Origin of the sequence: Blastomonas sp. (genome assembly GCF_030373265.1) — a bacterium.
Lineage (GTDB): Bacteria > Pseudomonadota > Alphaproteobacteria > Sphingomonadales > Sphingomonadaceae > Blastomonas.
On record NZ_JAUCZC010000009.1, the window covers coordinates 57487 to 72233 of the forward strand.

Genomic DNA, 14747 nt, shown 5'->3' on the forward strand with positions numbered 1-14747 from the left:
GTCTGTCATCCTTACTGGCGCAGCATTTCGCGCGCGACGATCATCCGCATCACTTGGTTGGTGCCTTCGAGGATCGAGTGCACACGCAGATCGCGCCAGAAGCGCTCGATCGGATAATCCTGCAGATAGCCATATCCGCCAAACAGTTGCAGCGCATCGTTGACGATCTTCGATCCGCTGTCGGTGGCGAGGCGCTTGGCCATCGCGGCGAACTTGGTCTTGTCGGGCGCATTGGCCGAGACCTTGGCGGCGGCGAGATAGAGCAAAGCGCGCGCGGCCTCCAAATCGGTCGCCATGTCGGCGAGCATGAACTGGGTGTTCTGGAATTCGCTGATCCGCTTGCCGAACTGCTTGCGGTCGTTGGTGTAGGCCACCGCCTCGTCGAGGCAGCGCTGCGCCCCGCCGAGCGAACACGCACCGATGTTGAGCCGACCGCCGTCGAGCCCCATCATCGCGAAGCGGAAGCCGTCGCCTTCGGCACCGACGCGGTTGGCGACCGGGATGCGCGCGTTGTCGAAGATCACCTGTGCGGTGGGCTGGCTGTGCCATCCGAGCTTCTTCTCGTTCGCGCCGAAGCTGACGCCCGGGGTATCCTTGTCGACCACAAGGCACGAAATGCCCTTTGCGCCATCCTCGCCGGTGCGCACCATGGTGACATAGACGTCGTTGGCGCCCGCGCCGCTGATGAACTGCTTCGATCCGTTGACGACATAATGATCGCCATCGAGCACTGCCTTGGTCTTGAGCGCGGCGGCGTCCGATCCCGATCCGGGTTCGGTCAGGCAGTAGCTTGCGATCTTGTCCATCGTGACGAGGTCGGGGAGATAGCGGCCCTTCAAGTCATCCGAGCCGAAGGTGTCGATCATCCATGCCGCCATGTTGTGGATCGAGATGAAGGCGCTGGTCGAGGGGCAGCCATAGGCCATCGCCTCCATGATCAGCGCGGCCTCGAGGCGTCCAAGACCGATGCCGCCGCTTTCCTCGCTGACATAGATCGCGGCGAAACCGAGGTCGGCGGCTTCCTTGATCGTGTCGCGCGGGAAGATGTGTTTCTCGTCCCATTCGGCGGCAAAGGGCGTGATCCGGTCGGCGGTGAACTTGCGCGCTGCGTCCTGGATGGCAAGCTGGTCTTCGGTGAGCTCGAACTGGTCGGTCATGGCATTCCTGTCGCTGCTGTTCGTTCAACTGTGGCTTGGCGACTATCGCAATCGCCCGACTTTGGCCAGAGCGTGCACCCTGCCGTTTTTCACTCATGATGTGCAGAAATGCCCCGATGCAATGCCGCCGGGTACAGAAAACTTGGTGCTGCCGTCCCAGCAGGGATGACGCGGCCGGTGCAGGCTGATAGCAGCCAAACGACATGGCGCTGTCTCCCACCCCTTCTGCCACGCAAGCCACCGACCCCATCGGTCCGCCGGTTCACCGGCCGCTGTTTGCAATCCTGACGCGTCTGGTCGCGGCGCTGTGCCTGACCGCGATGTTCGCCTGCGTCAAGATCGCCTCGACCCGCGGCGTGCATGTGCTCGAAAGCGTGTTCTACCGCCAGCTGACCGGGCTTGCGCTGATGATCCCGGTGGCCTTCGCAGGTGCGGGGATTGCGGCGCTGAAGACATCGCGGCCCTGGACCCACGCCGCGCGCATGGCGGTGGGCCTCACCGGCATGACGCTCAACTTCCTGTCGTTCACCTTGCTCCCCATCGCCGAAGCCACTGCGATCGGCTTCATGGTGCCGATCGTCGCGACGTTGCTGTCGGTGATATTGCTCAGCGAAGCGGTGGGCCTGCACCGCTGGGCGGCGATCGCGCTGGGGCTGGTCGGGGTCTTCGTCGTCATCCAGCCGGGCGATGGCCATATTCCCTTGAACGGCGCGCTGGTCGCACTGGCGGGCGTCGGGGTCACGGCGTGGGTCAGCATCCTGATCCGCAAATTGGGCGAGACCGAAAAATCGGTGACGACGATGTTCTGGTTCTCGCTGACGTCGCTGTTTCCATTGAGCATCGCGATGCTGTTCGTCGGTCAGCCGCATGATCTGGAAACCTGGGGCATCATCGCCCTGATCAGCGTGTTCGGCGCCGCAGCGCAGCTGGCGATCACATCGTCGCTGCGCTTCGCGCCGGTATCGGTGGTGCTGCCGATGGACTATTCCAGCCTGATTTGGGCGGCACTCATCGGCTATGTGATCTGGGACCGCTGGCCGGTGCAAGCGACATGGTTCGGCGCACCTTTGATCATCGGGTCGGGGCTGTACATCGTCTGGCGCGAACACCGCCTTTCGCGGCCGCCGCGCCAGAGCGTTCAGCCGACCTGACGCTCGCGGCCCTGCCAATAGGGCTCGCGCAGCGACCGGCGCAGGATCTTGCCGGTGGCGTTGCGCGGCATCTCTGGAATGACATCGATCGTCTTGGGCGTCTTGAACGGCGCGATCCGCTCGCGTGCCCAGGCGATCACCGATGCCGGATCGACCTCGTGCCCCGGCTTGGCCACCACAACGGCCTTGACCGCCTCGCCCCACTTCTCGTCGGGGATGCCGATCACCGCGACCTCGAGCACATCGGGATGGCCAAAGATCGCGTTCTCGACCTCGGCGGGATAGACGTTCTCGCCGCCCGAGATGATCATGTCCTTCACCCGGTCCTGGATGAAGACATAGCCGTCATCGTCCATATACGCCGCATCGCCGGTGCGCAGCCAGCCATCGGCGTCGACCGTCTCGCGGGTCTTGGCCTCGTTGCGCCAGTATCCCACCATGTTGAGCGGCGACCGCGTCGCAATCTCGCCGATCGTGCCGTTGGGCACCGGGTTGCCCGCGCCATCGACGATACGCACCTCGACCCCGGGCAGGGCCTTGCCCGCCGAGCGCATCCGCTCGTTGCCAGCTGGATCGTGATCCTCGGGCGGCAGCGCGCAGAAGGTGCCGGTGGTTTCGGTCATGCCATATTGCTGGCAGAAATCGGCGCCCATGGTCTGCATGCACTGGCGCAGCAGCTCGAGCGGGATCGGCGCTGCGCCGTACATCACCAGCTTGAGCGGGGACCAGTCGGTGCTGGCGGCGCGCGGGTGGTTGACCACCATTTGCAGCGCGGTCGGCACCAGGAACATATGGGTCACGCCATCGGCGACGCAATCGAGCACCGCATCGGGCGAAAACTCGGCGCGGATCACCGCGCGGCAGCCGTTGTAGAACGCGATCGTGCCGACGCCCGAGCCCGCGATATGCGCCACCGGCATGATCACCAGCATCGAATCCTCGTGGTTGATCTTATACCAGTCGACATCGGACGCCTCGATAATGGGGCGCAGGCCGAACATGTTGCGGTTGCACAGCACCGCGCCTTTGGGATTGCCGGTGGTGCCCGAGGTGTAGAGTTGCAGCACGCCCCTGTCGGGATCGGCCTCGGGCAGGTCGCCCTCGGGTTGCGCATCGACCCAGGCCTCGAACGATTTCAAATCGGCGGTATCGGCATCGCCCTCGACCAGCGTGTGACGCAGCGATCCCAGCCCCTTGCCCGCGGTGGCGCCCAACCCTGCGCAGGTGCTCTGGCACACAACCAACGCGGCGCCGGTGTCTTCGAGGATATAGCGCACCTCGGGCACCGCGAGCCGCCAGCCGACGGGGACCATCGCCAGCCCCGCGCGCGAGGCGGCGACCAGCAGGATGAAATAGAGGCTCGCGTTCTTGCCCAGCCAGGCAATCCGCTCGCCGGGCCGCAGCCCAGCGCCGGCAAAGGCGCGGGCGTAGCGGTCGACCAGCCCGTCGAGCTCGCGATAGGTGATGCGCTGGACGCCGTCATCCAGCGCGATGCCCTCGGGACGTTCGTGCGCCCAATAGGCAATGGTCGATCCCAGATCGGTGCGCGCGAGCGCGGTGGTTGCCAGCATGTCTCTCTCCAAACACGTGTGACGGGCCGTTTCGACCCTGCCGCTTACGCGGGCAGGCTAGGCGGAATGCGGGCGGCTTGACAATAGAATTGCGTCAAACCCGGCGATAGACCAGCGACAGGGTGTCGGTGGGCATCGCGATCAGCACCGCGGTGGAAAGCCGCCCCACTCCTCATCGTCACCCCGGACTTGATCCGGGGCCCAGAGCGATCACGTGCGCTGCCTGGAATTAAAACCCTGGGTCCCGGGTCAAGCCCGGGATGACGGATAAGGTGGGCTGGCAGCCAAGGGGCCAGTGAAAGGGTGTCCGGCTTTGGCAGAATTGATCCGATAGCTGCCCGACCGGATTTGGATAGCTACCGATGCATCGGGAATGGCTGTTTTTAGGTGGTTACCGGACAATCATCAGTCTATAACTTGTTCACGAGAGCTTTCGGCCTTGCTCCGCCTGCATCTCCATATCGCCAGCGTCATCCCTCCTAGCGGGACCGCGAGCAGCACGAGTAGCCAATCGCGCACCTCCCAGAACACGAGCATGTTCATGAAGGTGTGTAATCCGAAGCACAGCGTAAACTTAAGCAGGGGCTGAGGTGGCCGAGGAAACGCGTATATTGCGGCAGTCAAGGTGTGAAAGAATAGTGCGGGAATTGGCAGGAGAGCCTCGGATACCGAATTTATCCCAACGTCATTCTCCCAAAGCATTATCAACGGTTTAGAAAGTGCAAGCTCATAAATACCAAAAAGAGCGATGACAGCGAAAGTGTTCTGCGGGATCTTGTAGGTTTTCCCAGCCACAATCTTAAGAAGCTCTTCGAAGAAAGCTGCACTCATCACTAGCGCTACGGTCCTGATGGTCGTGCCTCCTGCATCTATCATGGCTATTTCGAGCGAGATCTGCGGAATTGCGACCACAAGCCCGCCCCTATGAAGTAGACCGTAGCTGTTTTTAAAAAGCAGATTCTGTTGTTGCTCCTGCGTGTTGCATAGAGCCATGCTAGAAATGCCAAGATCCCGAGCGAGAACGTAATTAGTGCCGCCAATTGTCCCACCTGCTTAATCGAGTTGAACAAAATCTATCAACGCGCGCGATCGCCCCATTCCACAAGAAGTCGAATGTCAGCAATGGGGTCGCTTGCCGAACGGCAGCTTGTTTCTCGCAGCTATCACAAGCCGACATAGCAACGATTCAACTCGCGCTACGCCGAACGCTTCCGATAAACCAGCGTGAGATTGTTGGCTGGCATTGCGTGGCGGCTGGTGCGCGCGAAGCCATGGTCCGATGCGACGCGATCCATGTCATCGAGGTGGCGCAGGCCCCATGCCGGGTTTCTCGCCTTGAGCGAGTCATCGAATGCAAGATTGGAGGCTGTCGTCTCCACGCCTTCCTCGAGATAAGGCCCATAGAGAAGGATGGGCGCCTCATCCGCGAGTGCCTGCGCGCAGCCCTTGAACAATCCCAGCGTCGCATCCCACGGGCTGATATGCACCATGTTGATGCAGATGATGGCGTCGGCGCTCTCGATCGGCCAGCCGGGCTGCGCGGCATTGATCGGCAGAGGCGGCCGCACATTGGATGCGCCCGCTTGCGCAGCCCAGGCCGCGATCGAGGCGAGCGCGGCGGGTTCGCAATCGCTGGGCTGCCAGACGAGGTGCGGGAAGGCTTGCGCAAAATGCACGATATGCTCGCCGCTGCCGCTGGCGATCTCGAGTACATTGCCGGTGGCGGGCAGATGGTCGCGCAGCACCTCGGCGATCGCGTCGCGGTTGCGCAGGGTGGCAGGCGCATGGCGGCGCGCTTCTGCGCCTGCCTCGTCGATCAGCCAGGGTTTTGGGTCGGTCATCGAGCGAACCATGCCGCGATATCGGCTACCGCGCAATCGGGCAGCTTGCCACAGCCGATGCGAGCCGCCACGGTGGCCCGATCATGCAAGACGAACCGCCTCAGTTGCCGCGCATCGATGCCAGCATCGCGCCATCGGTCGGCTTTCCGCCGCCTCTGGTGTTCCTGGGCTTCATCCTGCTCGGGCTGCTCGCCGACCGGGTGCTCGGCCTTCCGGCGATGCCGATCAGCCGCGATATCGGCTGGATCGGCTTTGCGCTGATGATGGCGGGGATTGCGGTGCTGATCGTCTCGCTCGGCATGTTCCGCGCCTATGGCGAGAACCCCGAACCGTGGACGCCGAGCCAGGCGATCATCGCGCGCGGGCCCTATCGGCACAGCCGCAACCCGATGTATCTGGCGATGGTGATCATCCATATCGGCTATGCGATCTGGGATGCGAGCGCGGGTGTGCTGCTGTTCGTGCCGTTCGCGTTCATCGCCATCGACCGCGCGGTGATTGCCAAGGAAGAGACATACTTAACCCAGAGATTTGGCAAGCCGTATCAGGATTATTGCCGCCGCGTGCGCCGCTGGCTCTGACCTCCGGCAGCCAAGAAAGTGCCCGCCTGGCGCTGGGCCGGACGGGCCTTCCCTCTCCTATTCTGCAGCCTCGGCCTGTTCAGCGGCGGGCTCGGTCCACACCAGCACCGGCTTGCGCGCGGCCAGCGTCTCGTCGAGACGGCGGCGCGGGGCGAAATGCGGTGCGCTGTGCAGCGACGCATCGCCCGCCTTGGCGCGCTCGGCCACCGAGCGCAGCGCGCCGATGAACTGGTCGAGCGCGGCCTTGCTTTCGGTCTCGGTCGGTTCGACCAGCATCGCGCCATGCACCACCAGCGGGAAATAGACCGTCATCGGGTGGAAGCCCTCGTCGATCAGTCCCTTTGCGATGTCGATGGTCGAGAAGCCATCGGCCAGTCCCGCATCGGAGAACAGGGCTTCGTGCATGCACGGCCCGGCGCCCGCGAACGGCGCATCGAGAACGTCTTCGAGCGAGCGCAGGATGTAGTTGGCGTTGAGCACCGCGTCCTCGGCAACCTGCTTGAGTCCGTCTGCGCCATGGCTAAGGATATAGGCCAAAGCGCGCGTAAACATGCCCATCTGGCCATGGAACGCGACCATGCGACCAAAGCTCGACGCGTGATGGTCCTCGGCGCTTTCCTCCTCGATCAACGCGAGACGGCCATCGTCCATCCGCTCGACGAACGGCAAAGGCGCGAACGGCGCGAGCGCCTCGGAGAACACCACCGGACCCGAACCCGGACCGCCACCGCCATGCGGGGTCGAGAAGGTCTTGTGCAGGTTGATGTGCATCGCATCGACGCCGAGGTCGCCCGGGCGCACCTTGCCGACCACCGCGTTGAAGTTGGCGCCATCGCAATAGACGAAGCCGCCTGCTTCATGCACCGCGTCCGAAATCGTCTTGAGATCGCGCTCGAACAGCCCGCAGGTGTTGGGGTTGGTGATCATCACGCCCGCAACATCGGGGCCCAGACGCGCGATCAGCGCCTCGAGGTTGATCCGGCCATCGGGGTTGGCGGGAATGTCCTCGACCTGATAGCCGACGAATGCCGCGGTAGCCGGGTTGGTGCCGTGCGCGCTTTCAGGCACCAGGATCACCGAGCGCTTGTCGCCGCGTGCCTCGAGCGCCGATCGGATCGCGAGGATGCCGCAAAGCTCGCCATGCGCGCCCGCCTTGGGCGACATCGCGACGCCTGCCATCCCAGTGAGCTTGATCAGCCATTCGCCGAGTTCGTCGATGACGGCGAGTGCGCCCTGCACGGTGTGGATCGGCTGGAGCGGGTGGATGTCAGCAAAGCCAGGAAGCCGCGCCATCTTTTCGTTGAGCCGCGGATTGTGCTTCATCGTGCACGATCCCAGCGGGAACAGGCCAAGATCGATGGCATAATTCTGGCGACTGAGGCGGGTGTAATGCCGCACGGTTTCCTGCTCGGACAGGCCCGGCAGGCCGATCGCGGCCTTGCGCTCGAGCCCGCCGAGGCGCGATGCGACCTTGGGCGCGTCCATCAGATCGACGCCGGTGCGGGTGGAATCGCTGATCTCGAAGATCAGTGCTTCCTCGAGCATCAGCGCGCGGTTGCCGGTGCTGGTCTGCTGGACGCCGCCTGCGTCATCGACCGACTGGCGAGTCGGGCGGCCCTGGTTGTTCATGCTCATGCCAGCACCTCCTGCAAAGCGGCCGCAAAGGCCTCGATATCCTCGACCGTCGCGGTTTCGGTCACCGCTACGATCAGTCCGTGCGAAAGCTCGTCTTCATCCGGATACAGCCGTCCGAGCGACACCCCGCCCAGGATCTGGCGATCGGCCAGTTCGCGCACGATTGCGCGCGCATCCTTGGGAAGAACCAGCGTGAACTCGTTGAAAAAGCTCTCGTTCATCACCGACACGCCGGGGACCTTCGCCAGACGGTCGGCGGCGGTCACAGCCATCGCATGGTTGATCTCGGCGAGCGAGCGCAGACCCTTTTCGCCCAGCAAGGTCATGTGGATGCTGAACGCGAGCGCGCACAGACCCGAGTTGGTGCAGATGTTGCTCGTCGCCTTTTCGCGGCGGATATGCTGCTCGCGGGTCGACAGCGTCAGCACGTAGCCGCGCTTGCCCTCGGCATCGACGGTCTCGCCGCACAGCCGGCCGGGCATCTGACGGACATATTTCTGCTTGCAGCCGAACAGGCCGACATACGGCCCGCCGAACTGCAGCCCGACGCCGAGCGACTGGCCTTCGCCAACCACGATGTCCGCGCCCATTTCGCCCGGGCTGCGCAGCGCGCCCAGCGCCACCGGCTCGGTGACCACCGCGATCAGCAGCGCACCGGCGGCCTGTGTCGCCTTGGCCAGCGCGGTGAGATCACCGACGCGGCCCAGGATGTCGGGGTATTGCACCACGACACAGCTGGTGTTCTTGTCGATCTGCGCGATCAGCTCGTCGATGTCGGTCTCGGCGGTCAGGCTCGGCGCGGAGTGCACCAGCGCATCGCCGGTGAACCGCGCCATGGTCTTGGCGACGCCGACATAATGCGGGTGCAGGCCCGACGACAGCAGGGCGGTCGCGCGCTTGGTGATCCGCCGCGCCATGCCGATCGCTTCCCAGCACGCGGTCGAGCCATCGTACATCGACGCATTGGCGACATCGACGCCGAGCAGCCGCGCCACCTGGGTCTGGAACTCGAACAGCATCTGCAGCGTGCCCTGCGCGATTTCGGGCTGATACGGGGTATAGGCGGTGAGGAACTCGCCGCGCTGGATCAGGTGATCGACCGACGCCGGGACGTGGTGGCGATACGCCCCTGCCCCCATGAAGAACGGCACCTCCCCCGCAACCAGATTCTGCCCGGCGAGCTTTTTCATGTGGCGCTCGACCATCATTTCAGGCGCGTGCATCGGCAGATCGTGGATCGGGCCGGTCAGCCGCGCTTCCTCGGGGATATCGATGAACAGGTCATCGATCGTCGAGGCACCGACGGTGGCCAGCATGGCCTGACGATCATGGGAGTTGAGGGGGAGATAACGCATGGTCGATCAAATGTCCTTTGGCGGGATAGCCAGGGTGACGTCAGAGATTGCTAATGAAATCAGAGGCCTTTGACATATTTCTTGTAGGCGCCCTCATCCATCAGGCCTTCGAGCTCGCTGGCATCGCTGAGCTCGAGCTTGAAGAACCAGCCATCGCCTTCGGGGTCGGTATTGACCAGGGCAGGCTCGTCGGCGAGCACGTCGTTGCCCTCGACGATGGTGCCCGAAACCGGGCTGTAGACATCGCTAGCGGCCTTGACCGATTCGACCACGGCGGCTTCATCGCCCTTGTCGAACTGCTTGCCCTCGGCAGGCACGTCGACAAACACGACATCGCCCAGCTGCTGTTGCGCATATTCGGTGATGCCGACGGTGGCGATATCGCCCTCGACTTCGACCCATTCATGTTCTTCGGTAAAATAGCGGCTCATGATCTGGCTCCGTAGGTGCTTGAAGGTTCAGGTTTTATTGACGCGGTGATAGCGGTGCGGGACAAAAGGCATGGCCGCGACCGTCACTGCGATACGCTTGCCGCGCACTTCGGCTTCCAGCGCGGTGCCGATTTCTGCAACGCCCGCCGTGACCATGGCCATCGCGATCGGAACGCCGAGGCTGGGCGCAAATCCGCCCGAGGTGACCTTGCCGACGAGGCGGTCGCCCAGGAAAAGCTCCGCGCCCTCGCGCACCGGCTGGCGCCCCTCGACGGAGAGCCCGACGCGCTTGCGCGGGGCTCCATCGGCGAGCTCGCCCAGCACGCGCTCGGCGCCTGCGAATCCACCTTCGGCGCGACGACGCTTGCTGATCGCAAAGATCAGGTCACCTTCGACCGGACTGGTCTCTTCGTCGAGATCATGGCCGTAGAGCGGCAGGCCCGCCTCGAGCCGCAGCGAATCGCGCGCGCCCAGCCCGATAGGCTTGACGCTGTCGATCGCGCACAGCCGGTCGGCAAAGGCCGCAGCGTGGTCGCAATCCAGGCTGATCTCGAAGCCGTCCTCGCCGGTATAGCCCGAGCGGCTGATCCACAGCGACATGCCCTCGAAGGTGAAGGCGCCGGCTTGCATGAAATACAGGTCTGCGACCTCGGGGATCAGGCTGGCCAGCGCCTCGGCGGCCTTGGGGCCCTGCAGCGCGAACAAGGCGCGCTCGTCGAGCAAGGTGATCACCACCTCGTCGGGGAAGGTCTCGCGCATATGGGCAAGGTCGTCGTACTTGCAGGCGCCGTTGACCACCAGATAGAGGTCACGCTCGCGCCGGGTGACCATCAGGTCGTCAAGGATGCCGCCCTCGTCACCCAGCAGCAGCGAATAGCGCATGCGGTTGACGGGCAGCTTGGCGATCTCGCCGGGAACCACCGATTCGAGCGCACCGTCGGGATCCTCGCCGGTGAGCAGCACCTGGCCCATATGACTGACATCGAACAGACCCGCGTTCTCGCGGGTCCACAGATGCTCGGCCATCACGCCTTCATACTGCACCGGCATCTGATAGCCCGCGAACGACACCATCCGGCCACCGCGCGCGCGGTGCCAGGCGTCCAGCGGCAGCAGTTTGTCGGGAATGCGCTCGAGCATTTCGGCGATATAGTCGGTGGTCATCAGGCGCTCCGGTGGCATGAGGCTGAATGGCACAGCACGGCCTTGTGGCCCTGCCCGACATCCAACCCCCTCTGTCACTTGAACCTGAGAGCTTTCATGATGATCCGCATCGCGGACCCCCATTTACCCCTTCGGTGGAGCAGCCCGGCAGGGCCACTCGCTTTCCAGAGCGCCGACTAACGACACGGTCCCGATGACCTGAGAGATTCCGGGGCGGTTGCTCCTTCGGTGGCGGGGCTTGCACCCCGCGCTCTCCCGTGTCGTTTTCAAGGGCTTGCGCCCCATCGACGGCTCAGGGAATGACCAAAGCCAAACGGGCTGTCAATCGAATTACGCTGCGATGCAATATATGCACGTCAGACGTGGCTGAGGCCCTCGGGTGCGTGGCCGAAAATCTGGCGATGGCAGGTCAGCGCGAAGCGATCGGTCATCCCGGCGAGGAAGTCGGCGATATGGCGGCTCTGCGCCGGCTCTGCGCCGGGCAACCGTGTGCGCCAGTCCTCGGGCAGCAGCGCCGGATCGGCGCGATACGCCGCGAACAGCGCCGCGACCACCTCGCGCGCCAGCGCAGCCGCCTCAAGCTGGCGGGGATGGTGATAGACGCGTTCGTACATGAACGTCTTGAGCTGGCGCTCCTGCGCCGCCATCGCATCGGAGAAGCCCGCGATCGTCTGCCCTGCGGCGCGGACATCCTCGATGCTGGCAACACCCAGATCGGTGATTCGCGCCCGGGTGGCGGCGATGACGTCGTTGACCATCAGGCCGATCTGGTCGCGCACGAACTCGGCCTGCAGCCGCTCTGGCGGCACATCGGCAAAGCGCGCCCGGATCCCGTCCCATTGCGCGGCGGCGAAGGGCAACGCGAGCAAATCGTCGAACGCCAGAAAGCCGGCGCGCAAGCCATCGTCGATATCGTGATTGTCATAGGCGATGTCGTCGGCCACCGCCGCGACCTGCGCCTCGAGCGAGGCAAAGCGGGTGAGGTCAAGATCGAAGCCCGCGTCGATGTCCTCGAGCGCCCAGGGCGCCTGTCCGACCGGGCCGTTATGCTTGGCGAGGCCCTCGAGCACTTCCCAGCTCAGGTTCAATCCCTGCCAGCGCGGATAGGGGCATTCGAGCACATGCAGCGCGCGCAGCGTGTGGGCATTGTGGTCGAAGCCGCCCTGCCCTGCCATCGCCTCTTCCAGCGCATCTTCGCCCGAATGGCCGAAGGGCGGATGGCCGATGTCGTGCGCGAGGCACAGGGCTTCGGTCAGATCCTCGTCCAGCCCCAAGGCCCGAGCAATTGTCCGGCCGATCTGCGCGACCTCGAGGCTGTGGGTCAGGCGGACGCGGTAATGATCACCATCGGGCGCGACGAACACCTGCGTCTTGTGGCGCAGGCGGCGGAAGCTGATCGAGTGGATGATGCGGTCGCGGTCGCGCTGGAAGGCGCTGCGTGGGCCACGCGTCGGGGCTCCGCCCTCGGCATATTGCCGCCCGTGCGTGGCGGCCGGATCGCAGGCATAAGGAGCGCGGGGGTGCATATGTCTGATACCGTTCCATAAGATCGCCGTTCCCCAGCGAACGCCGGAGCCCAGGAATCAGAGTGTGCAAGATCGCCCTGGAGTCCGGTGTTCGCCGGAAAACGGACATTCCATCGGGCAAAGCGGGTTAACGATCAACCCTCGCCCATGATCCAGTCGACCGCGGCATGCGCGTGGATCGCTGTGCCGTCATAGATCGGCAGCACGTTGGCCTTGGTGTCGATGATCATCTCGAGCTCGGTGCAACCCAGCACGACCGCCTCGACGTCTTCCTTGGCGATGTTGGTGAGGAAGGTCTTCATCGTCCGCTCCGACTCGCGGACCACCCGGCCTTCCATCAGCTCGTCATAGATGATCCGGTCGATCTCCTCGACCCGCTCCATGTTCGGGGCCAGCAGGCCGATGCCGTGACGGATCAGCCGCTGGCGGTAGAAGCTCTCGAGCATCACGTTGCGCGTTCCGATCAAGGCGGCGCGCTTGATGCCATCGGCCTGCATCTTCTCGCCGACGCAATCGGCGATATGCAGGATCGGCACCGAGATTGCGCCCTGAACCCGGTCATAGACCTTGTGCATCGAATTCGCGCAGATCAGGATCGCGGTGGCGCCCGCCTGTTCGAGTGAACGCGCCGCTGCGGTCAGCCTTTCGGCCGCATGGTCCCAGCCCTCGGGCGTGGTGACCTGCGCGATATCGCAGAAGTTCAGGCTTTCGATCGCGATCGGACCGCTGCACAGCGATCCGGCGCGTTTCTGCACTTCCTTGTTGATCAACCGGTAATAGGTTTCGGTCGAAACCCAGCTCATCCCGCCGATCAGGCCGATTTTCCGCATGCGGCTCAGTGCCCCAGATTCTTGCAGATATCCTCGACCATCTTCTTCGCGTCAGCCAGCAGCATCATCGTCTGGTCCATGTAGAAGACGTCGTTGTCGACGCCTGCATAGCCTACGCCGCCCATCGAGCGCTTGATGAAGAACACGGTCTTGGCCTTGTCGACATCGAACACCGGCATGCCATAGATCGGCGAGGACTTGTCGGTCTTGGCCGCGGGATTGACCACGTCGTTGGCGCCGATGATGAACGCGACATCGGTCTGAGCGAACTCGCTGTTGATGTCCTCGAGCTCGAACACTTCGTCATAGGGCACGTTGGCTTCGGCGAGCAGCACGTTCATGTGGCCGGGCATGCGGCCTGCGACCGGGTGGATCGCATATTTGACGCTGACGCCTTCCTTCTTGAGCAGGTCGCCCATTTCGCGCAGCGCGTGCTGCGCTTGCGCCACCGCCATGCCGTATCCGGGCACGATGATCACGCTTTCGGCCTGCTTCATCATATAGGCCGCGTCTTCGGCGCTGCCGCGCTTCCACGGCCTGTCGACCTTGGCCGCGCCTGCGCCACCGCCGCTGGTGTCGGCACCGAAGCCGCCCGCGATCACAGAGATGAAGCTGCGGTTCATCGCCTTGCACATGATGTAGGAGAGGATCGCACCCGACGAGCCGACCAGCGCGCCGGTGATGATCATCGCGGTGTTCGACAGGGTGAAGCCCATCGCCGCGGCCGCCCAGCCCGAATAGCTGTTGAGCATCGAGACGACGACCGGCATGTCCGCGCCGCCGATGGGGATGATCAGCAGGAAGCCGATGATGAACGCGAGCAAAGTGATCGCCAGGAACAGCCAGCCTTCGCCGGGGCCGCCCGCAGGCGACACCGTGTAGACCGCGATCATCCCGAGGATCGCGGCAAGCACGCCCAGGTTGATCACATGACGGCCCGGCAGCATGATCGGCGAGCCCGACATGTTGCCGTTCAATTTCAGGAACGCGATGACCGAGCCTGAGAAGGTGATCGCACCGATCGCAACGCCCAGCCCCATTTCGATGCGGCTGACCGCAAGGATCTGGCCGGTCGCATCGAGAATGCCGAACGCATCCGGGTTGAGCCACGCGGCCAGTGCCACCAGCACCGCGGCCAGGCCGACCAAGGAGTGGAACGCCGCAACCAGCTGCGGCATGTCGGTCATCTTGATCCGCCGTGCGATCACGAAACCGGCGACGCCGCCGATTGCAATCGCCGCAATGATTTCGACGATGTTGGCGATATCATGCGTGATCAGCGTGGTGATCACCGCGATGCCCATGCCGATCATGCCGAAACGGTTGCCGTCGCGGCTGGTCTCGGGGCTCGAGAGCCCACGCAATGCGAGGATGAAGAACACGCCCGCGACCAGATAGGCCAGCGAAACCCAGGGGCTCACCGCGGTGCCTTCGCCGCCCGCAGCAAACGCGGGAACCGAGGTCATCGCGCCGGCCGCGGCCGCAGCGAAGGTCAAGGGATGACG

14 protein-coding genes and 1 riboswitch are annotated in these 14747 nt (G+C 64.0%); of the genes, 3 read left to right on the forward strand and 11 right to left on the reverse strand.

Annotated features, from left to right (window positions below; genetic code table 11):
- Nucleotides 1-11: 11 nt before the first annotated feature.
- Nucleotides 12-1157, reverse strand: coding sequence for an acyl-CoA dehydrogenase family protein (locus tag QUV11_RS07370; RefSeq protein ID WP_300881326.1), 1146 nt, complete (start codon nt 1155-1157; stop codon nt 12-14).
- Between QUV11_RS07370 and QUV11_RS07375 the strand changes: the two genes are divergently transcribed.
- The gene (locus tag QUV11_RS07375; protein ID WP_300881327.1) at nt 1156-1326 is read left to right on the forward strand and encodes a hypothetical protein; all 171 of its coding nucleotides are present in this window, start codon (nt 1156-1158) and stop codon (nt 1324-1326) included. The two genes, QUV11_RS07370 and QUV11_RS07375, sit on opposite strands and share 2 nt — an antisense overlap.
- Before the next feature lie 34 nt (nt 1327-1360).
- Nucleotides 1361-2308: a DMT family transporter gene (locus QUV11_RS07380; protein ID WP_300881328.1), complete on the forward strand. Its 948-nt coding sequence runs from the start codon at nt 1361-1363 to the stop codon at nt 2306-2308.
- Here QUV11_RS07380 and QUV11_RS07385 read toward each other — a convergent pair.
- The 3 genes from QUV11_RS07385 to QUV11_RS07395 all read right to left on the reverse strand — a co-directional run bounded on the left by QUV11_RS07385 (nt 2296) and on the right by QUV11_RS07395 (nt 5720).
- On the reverse strand, nt 2296-3879 hold the full coding sequence (locus QUV11_RS07385; RefSeq protein WP_300881329.1) for a fatty acid--CoA ligase: 1584 nt from the start codon (nt 3877-3879) through the stop codon (nt 2296-2298). The two genes, QUV11_RS07380 and QUV11_RS07385, sit on opposite strands and share 13 nt — an antisense overlap.
- A 405-nt stretch (nt 3880-4284) precedes the next feature.
- A complete protein-coding gene (locus QUV11_RS07390) occupies nt 4285-4872 on the reverse strand; it encodes a hypothetical protein (RefSeq protein ID WP_300881330.1) in 588 nt (195 codons plus the stop codon).
- A gap of 203 nt (nt 4873-5075) precedes the next feature.
- Nucleotides 5076-5720: a DUF938 domain-containing protein gene (locus QUV11_RS07395; RefSeq protein WP_300881331.1), complete on the reverse strand. Its 645-nt coding sequence runs from the start codon at nt 5718-5720 to the stop codon at nt 5076-5078.
- A gap of 83 nt (nt 5721-5803) precedes the next feature.
- On the opposite strand from QUV11_RS07395, the gene QUV11_RS07400 reads away from it, so the two are divergent.
- Nucleotides 5804-6301: an isoprenylcysteine carboxylmethyltransferase family protein gene (locus QUV11_RS07400; protein WP_300881332.1), complete on the forward strand. Its 498-nt coding sequence runs from the start codon at nt 5804-5806 to the stop codon at nt 6299-6301.
- A 57-nt stretch (nt 6302-6358) separates the two neighbouring features.
- On the opposite strand, the gene gcvPB is transcribed toward QUV11_RS07400, so the two are convergent.
- The 7 genes from gcvPB to QUV11_RS07435 all read right to left on the reverse strand — a co-directional run bounded on the left by gcvPB (nt 6359) and on the right by QUV11_RS07435 (nt 14708).
- Nucleotides 6359-7936, reverse strand: a complete 1578-nt coding sequence (gcvPB, locus tag QUV11_RS07405; RefSeq protein ID WP_300881333.1) for an aminomethyl-transferring glycine dehydrogenase subunit GcvPB — start codon at nt 7934-7936, stop codon at nt 6359-6361.
- Nucleotides 7933-9291 (reverse strand): aminomethyl-transferring glycine dehydrogenase subunit GcvPA, encoded by a 1359-nt coding sequence (gene gcvPA / locus QUV11_RS07410; protein ID WP_289619625.1) that lies wholly within the window; start codon nt 9289-9291, stop codon nt 7933-7935. Before gcvPA ends, gcvPB begins: the two co-directional genes overlap by 4 nt.
- Nucleotides 9292-9350: 59 nt before the next feature.
- Nucleotides 9351-9722, reverse strand: a complete 372-nt coding sequence (gene gcvH, locus QUV11_RS07415) for a glycine cleavage system protein GcvH (protein WP_289619624.1) — start codon at nt 9720-9722, stop codon at nt 9351-9353.
- A gap of 27 nt (nt 9723-9749) precedes the next feature.
- Nucleotides 9750-10886: a glycine cleavage system aminomethyltransferase GcvT gene (gcvT, locus tag QUV11_RS07420; protein WP_289619623.1), complete on the reverse strand. Its 1137-nt coding sequence runs from the start codon at nt 10884-10886 to the stop codon at nt 9750-9752.
- Between the two features lie 175 nt (nt 10887-11061).
- Nucleotides 11062-11154, reverse strand: a riboswitch (glycine riboswitch).
- Nucleotides 11155-11242: 88 nt separating this feature from the next.
- The gene (locus tag QUV11_RS07425) at nt 11243-12412 is read right to left on the reverse strand and encodes a deoxyguanosinetriphosphate triphosphohydrolase (RefSeq protein WP_300881334.1); all 1170 of its coding nucleotides are present in this window, start codon (nt 12410-12412) and stop codon (nt 11243-11245) included.
- Between the two features lie 134 nt (nt 12413-12546).
- Complete coding sequence (locus QUV11_RS07430; RefSeq protein ID WP_300881335.1) at nt 12547-13242, reverse strand: aspartate/glutamate racemase family protein; 696 nt, start codon at nt 13240-13242, stop codon at nt 12547-12549.
- 5 nt (nt 13243-13247) lie between these two features.
- A complete protein-coding gene (locus QUV11_RS07435) occupies nt 13248-14708 on the reverse strand; it encodes an NAD(P)(+) transhydrogenase (Re/Si-specific) subunit beta (protein WP_300881393.1) in 1461 nt (486 codons plus the stop codon).
- Nucleotides 14709-14747 lie beyond the last annotated feature (39 nt).

Excerpts from the sequence above, each read along its gene's own strand:
- QUV11_RS07375 (WP_300881327.1), top strand. The coding sequence starts at position 1,156 with ATGGCATTCCTGTCGCTGCTGTTCGTTCAACTGTGGCTTGGCGACTAT.
- QUV11_RS07370 (WP_300881326.1), bottom strand. The coding sequence starts at position 1,157 with ATGACCGACCAGTTCGAGCTCACCGAAGACCAGCTTGCCATCCAGGAC.
- QUV11_RS07380 (WP_300881328.1), top strand. The coding sequence starts at position 1,361 with ATGGCGCTGTCTCCCACCCCTTCTGCCACGCAAGCCACCGACCCCATC.
- QUV11_RS07385 (WP_300881329.1), bottom strand. The coding sequence starts at position 3,879 with ATGCTGGCAACCACCGCGCTCGCGCGCACCGATCTGGGATCGACCATT.
- QUV11_RS07390 (WP_300881330.1), bottom strand. The coding sequence starts at position 4,872 with ATGGCTCTATGCAACACGCAGGAGCAACAACAGAATCTGCTTTTTAAA.
- QUV11_RS07395 (WP_300881331.1), bottom strand. The coding sequence starts at position 5,720 with ATGACCGACCCAAAACCCTGGCTGATCGACGAGGCAGGCGCAGAAGCG.
- QUV11_RS07400 (WP_300881332.1), top strand. The coding sequence starts at position 5,804 with ATGCAAGACGAACCGCCTCAGTTGCCGCGCATCGATGCCAGCATCGCG.
- gcvPB (WP_300881333.1), bottom strand. The coding sequence starts at position 7,936 with ATGAGCATGAACAACCAGGGCCGCCCGACTCGCCAGTCGGTCGATGAC.
- gcvPA (WP_289619625.1), bottom strand. The coding sequence starts at position 9,291 with ATGCGTTATCTCCCCCTCAACTCCCATGATCGTCAGGCCATGCTGGCC.
- gcvH (WP_289619624.1), bottom strand. The coding sequence starts at position 9,722 with ATGAGCCGCTATTTTACCGAAGAACATGAATGGGTCGAAGTCGAGGGC.
- gcvT (WP_289619623.1), bottom strand. The coding sequence starts at position 10,886 with ATGACCACCGACTATATCGCCGAAATGCTCGAGCGCATTCCCGACAAA.
- QUV11_RS07425 (WP_300881334.1), bottom strand. The coding sequence starts at position 12,412 with ATGCACCCCCGCGCTCCTTATGCCTGCGATCCGGCCGCCACGCACGGG.
- QUV11_RS07430 (WP_300881335.1), bottom strand. The coding sequence starts at position 13,242 with ATGCGGAAAATCGGCCTGATCGGCGGGATGAGCTGGGTTTCGACCGAA.
- QUV11_RS07435 (WP_300881393.1), bottom strand. The coding sequence starts at position 14,708 with ATGACCTCGGTTCCCGCGTTTGCTGCGGGCGGCGAAGGCACCGCGGTG.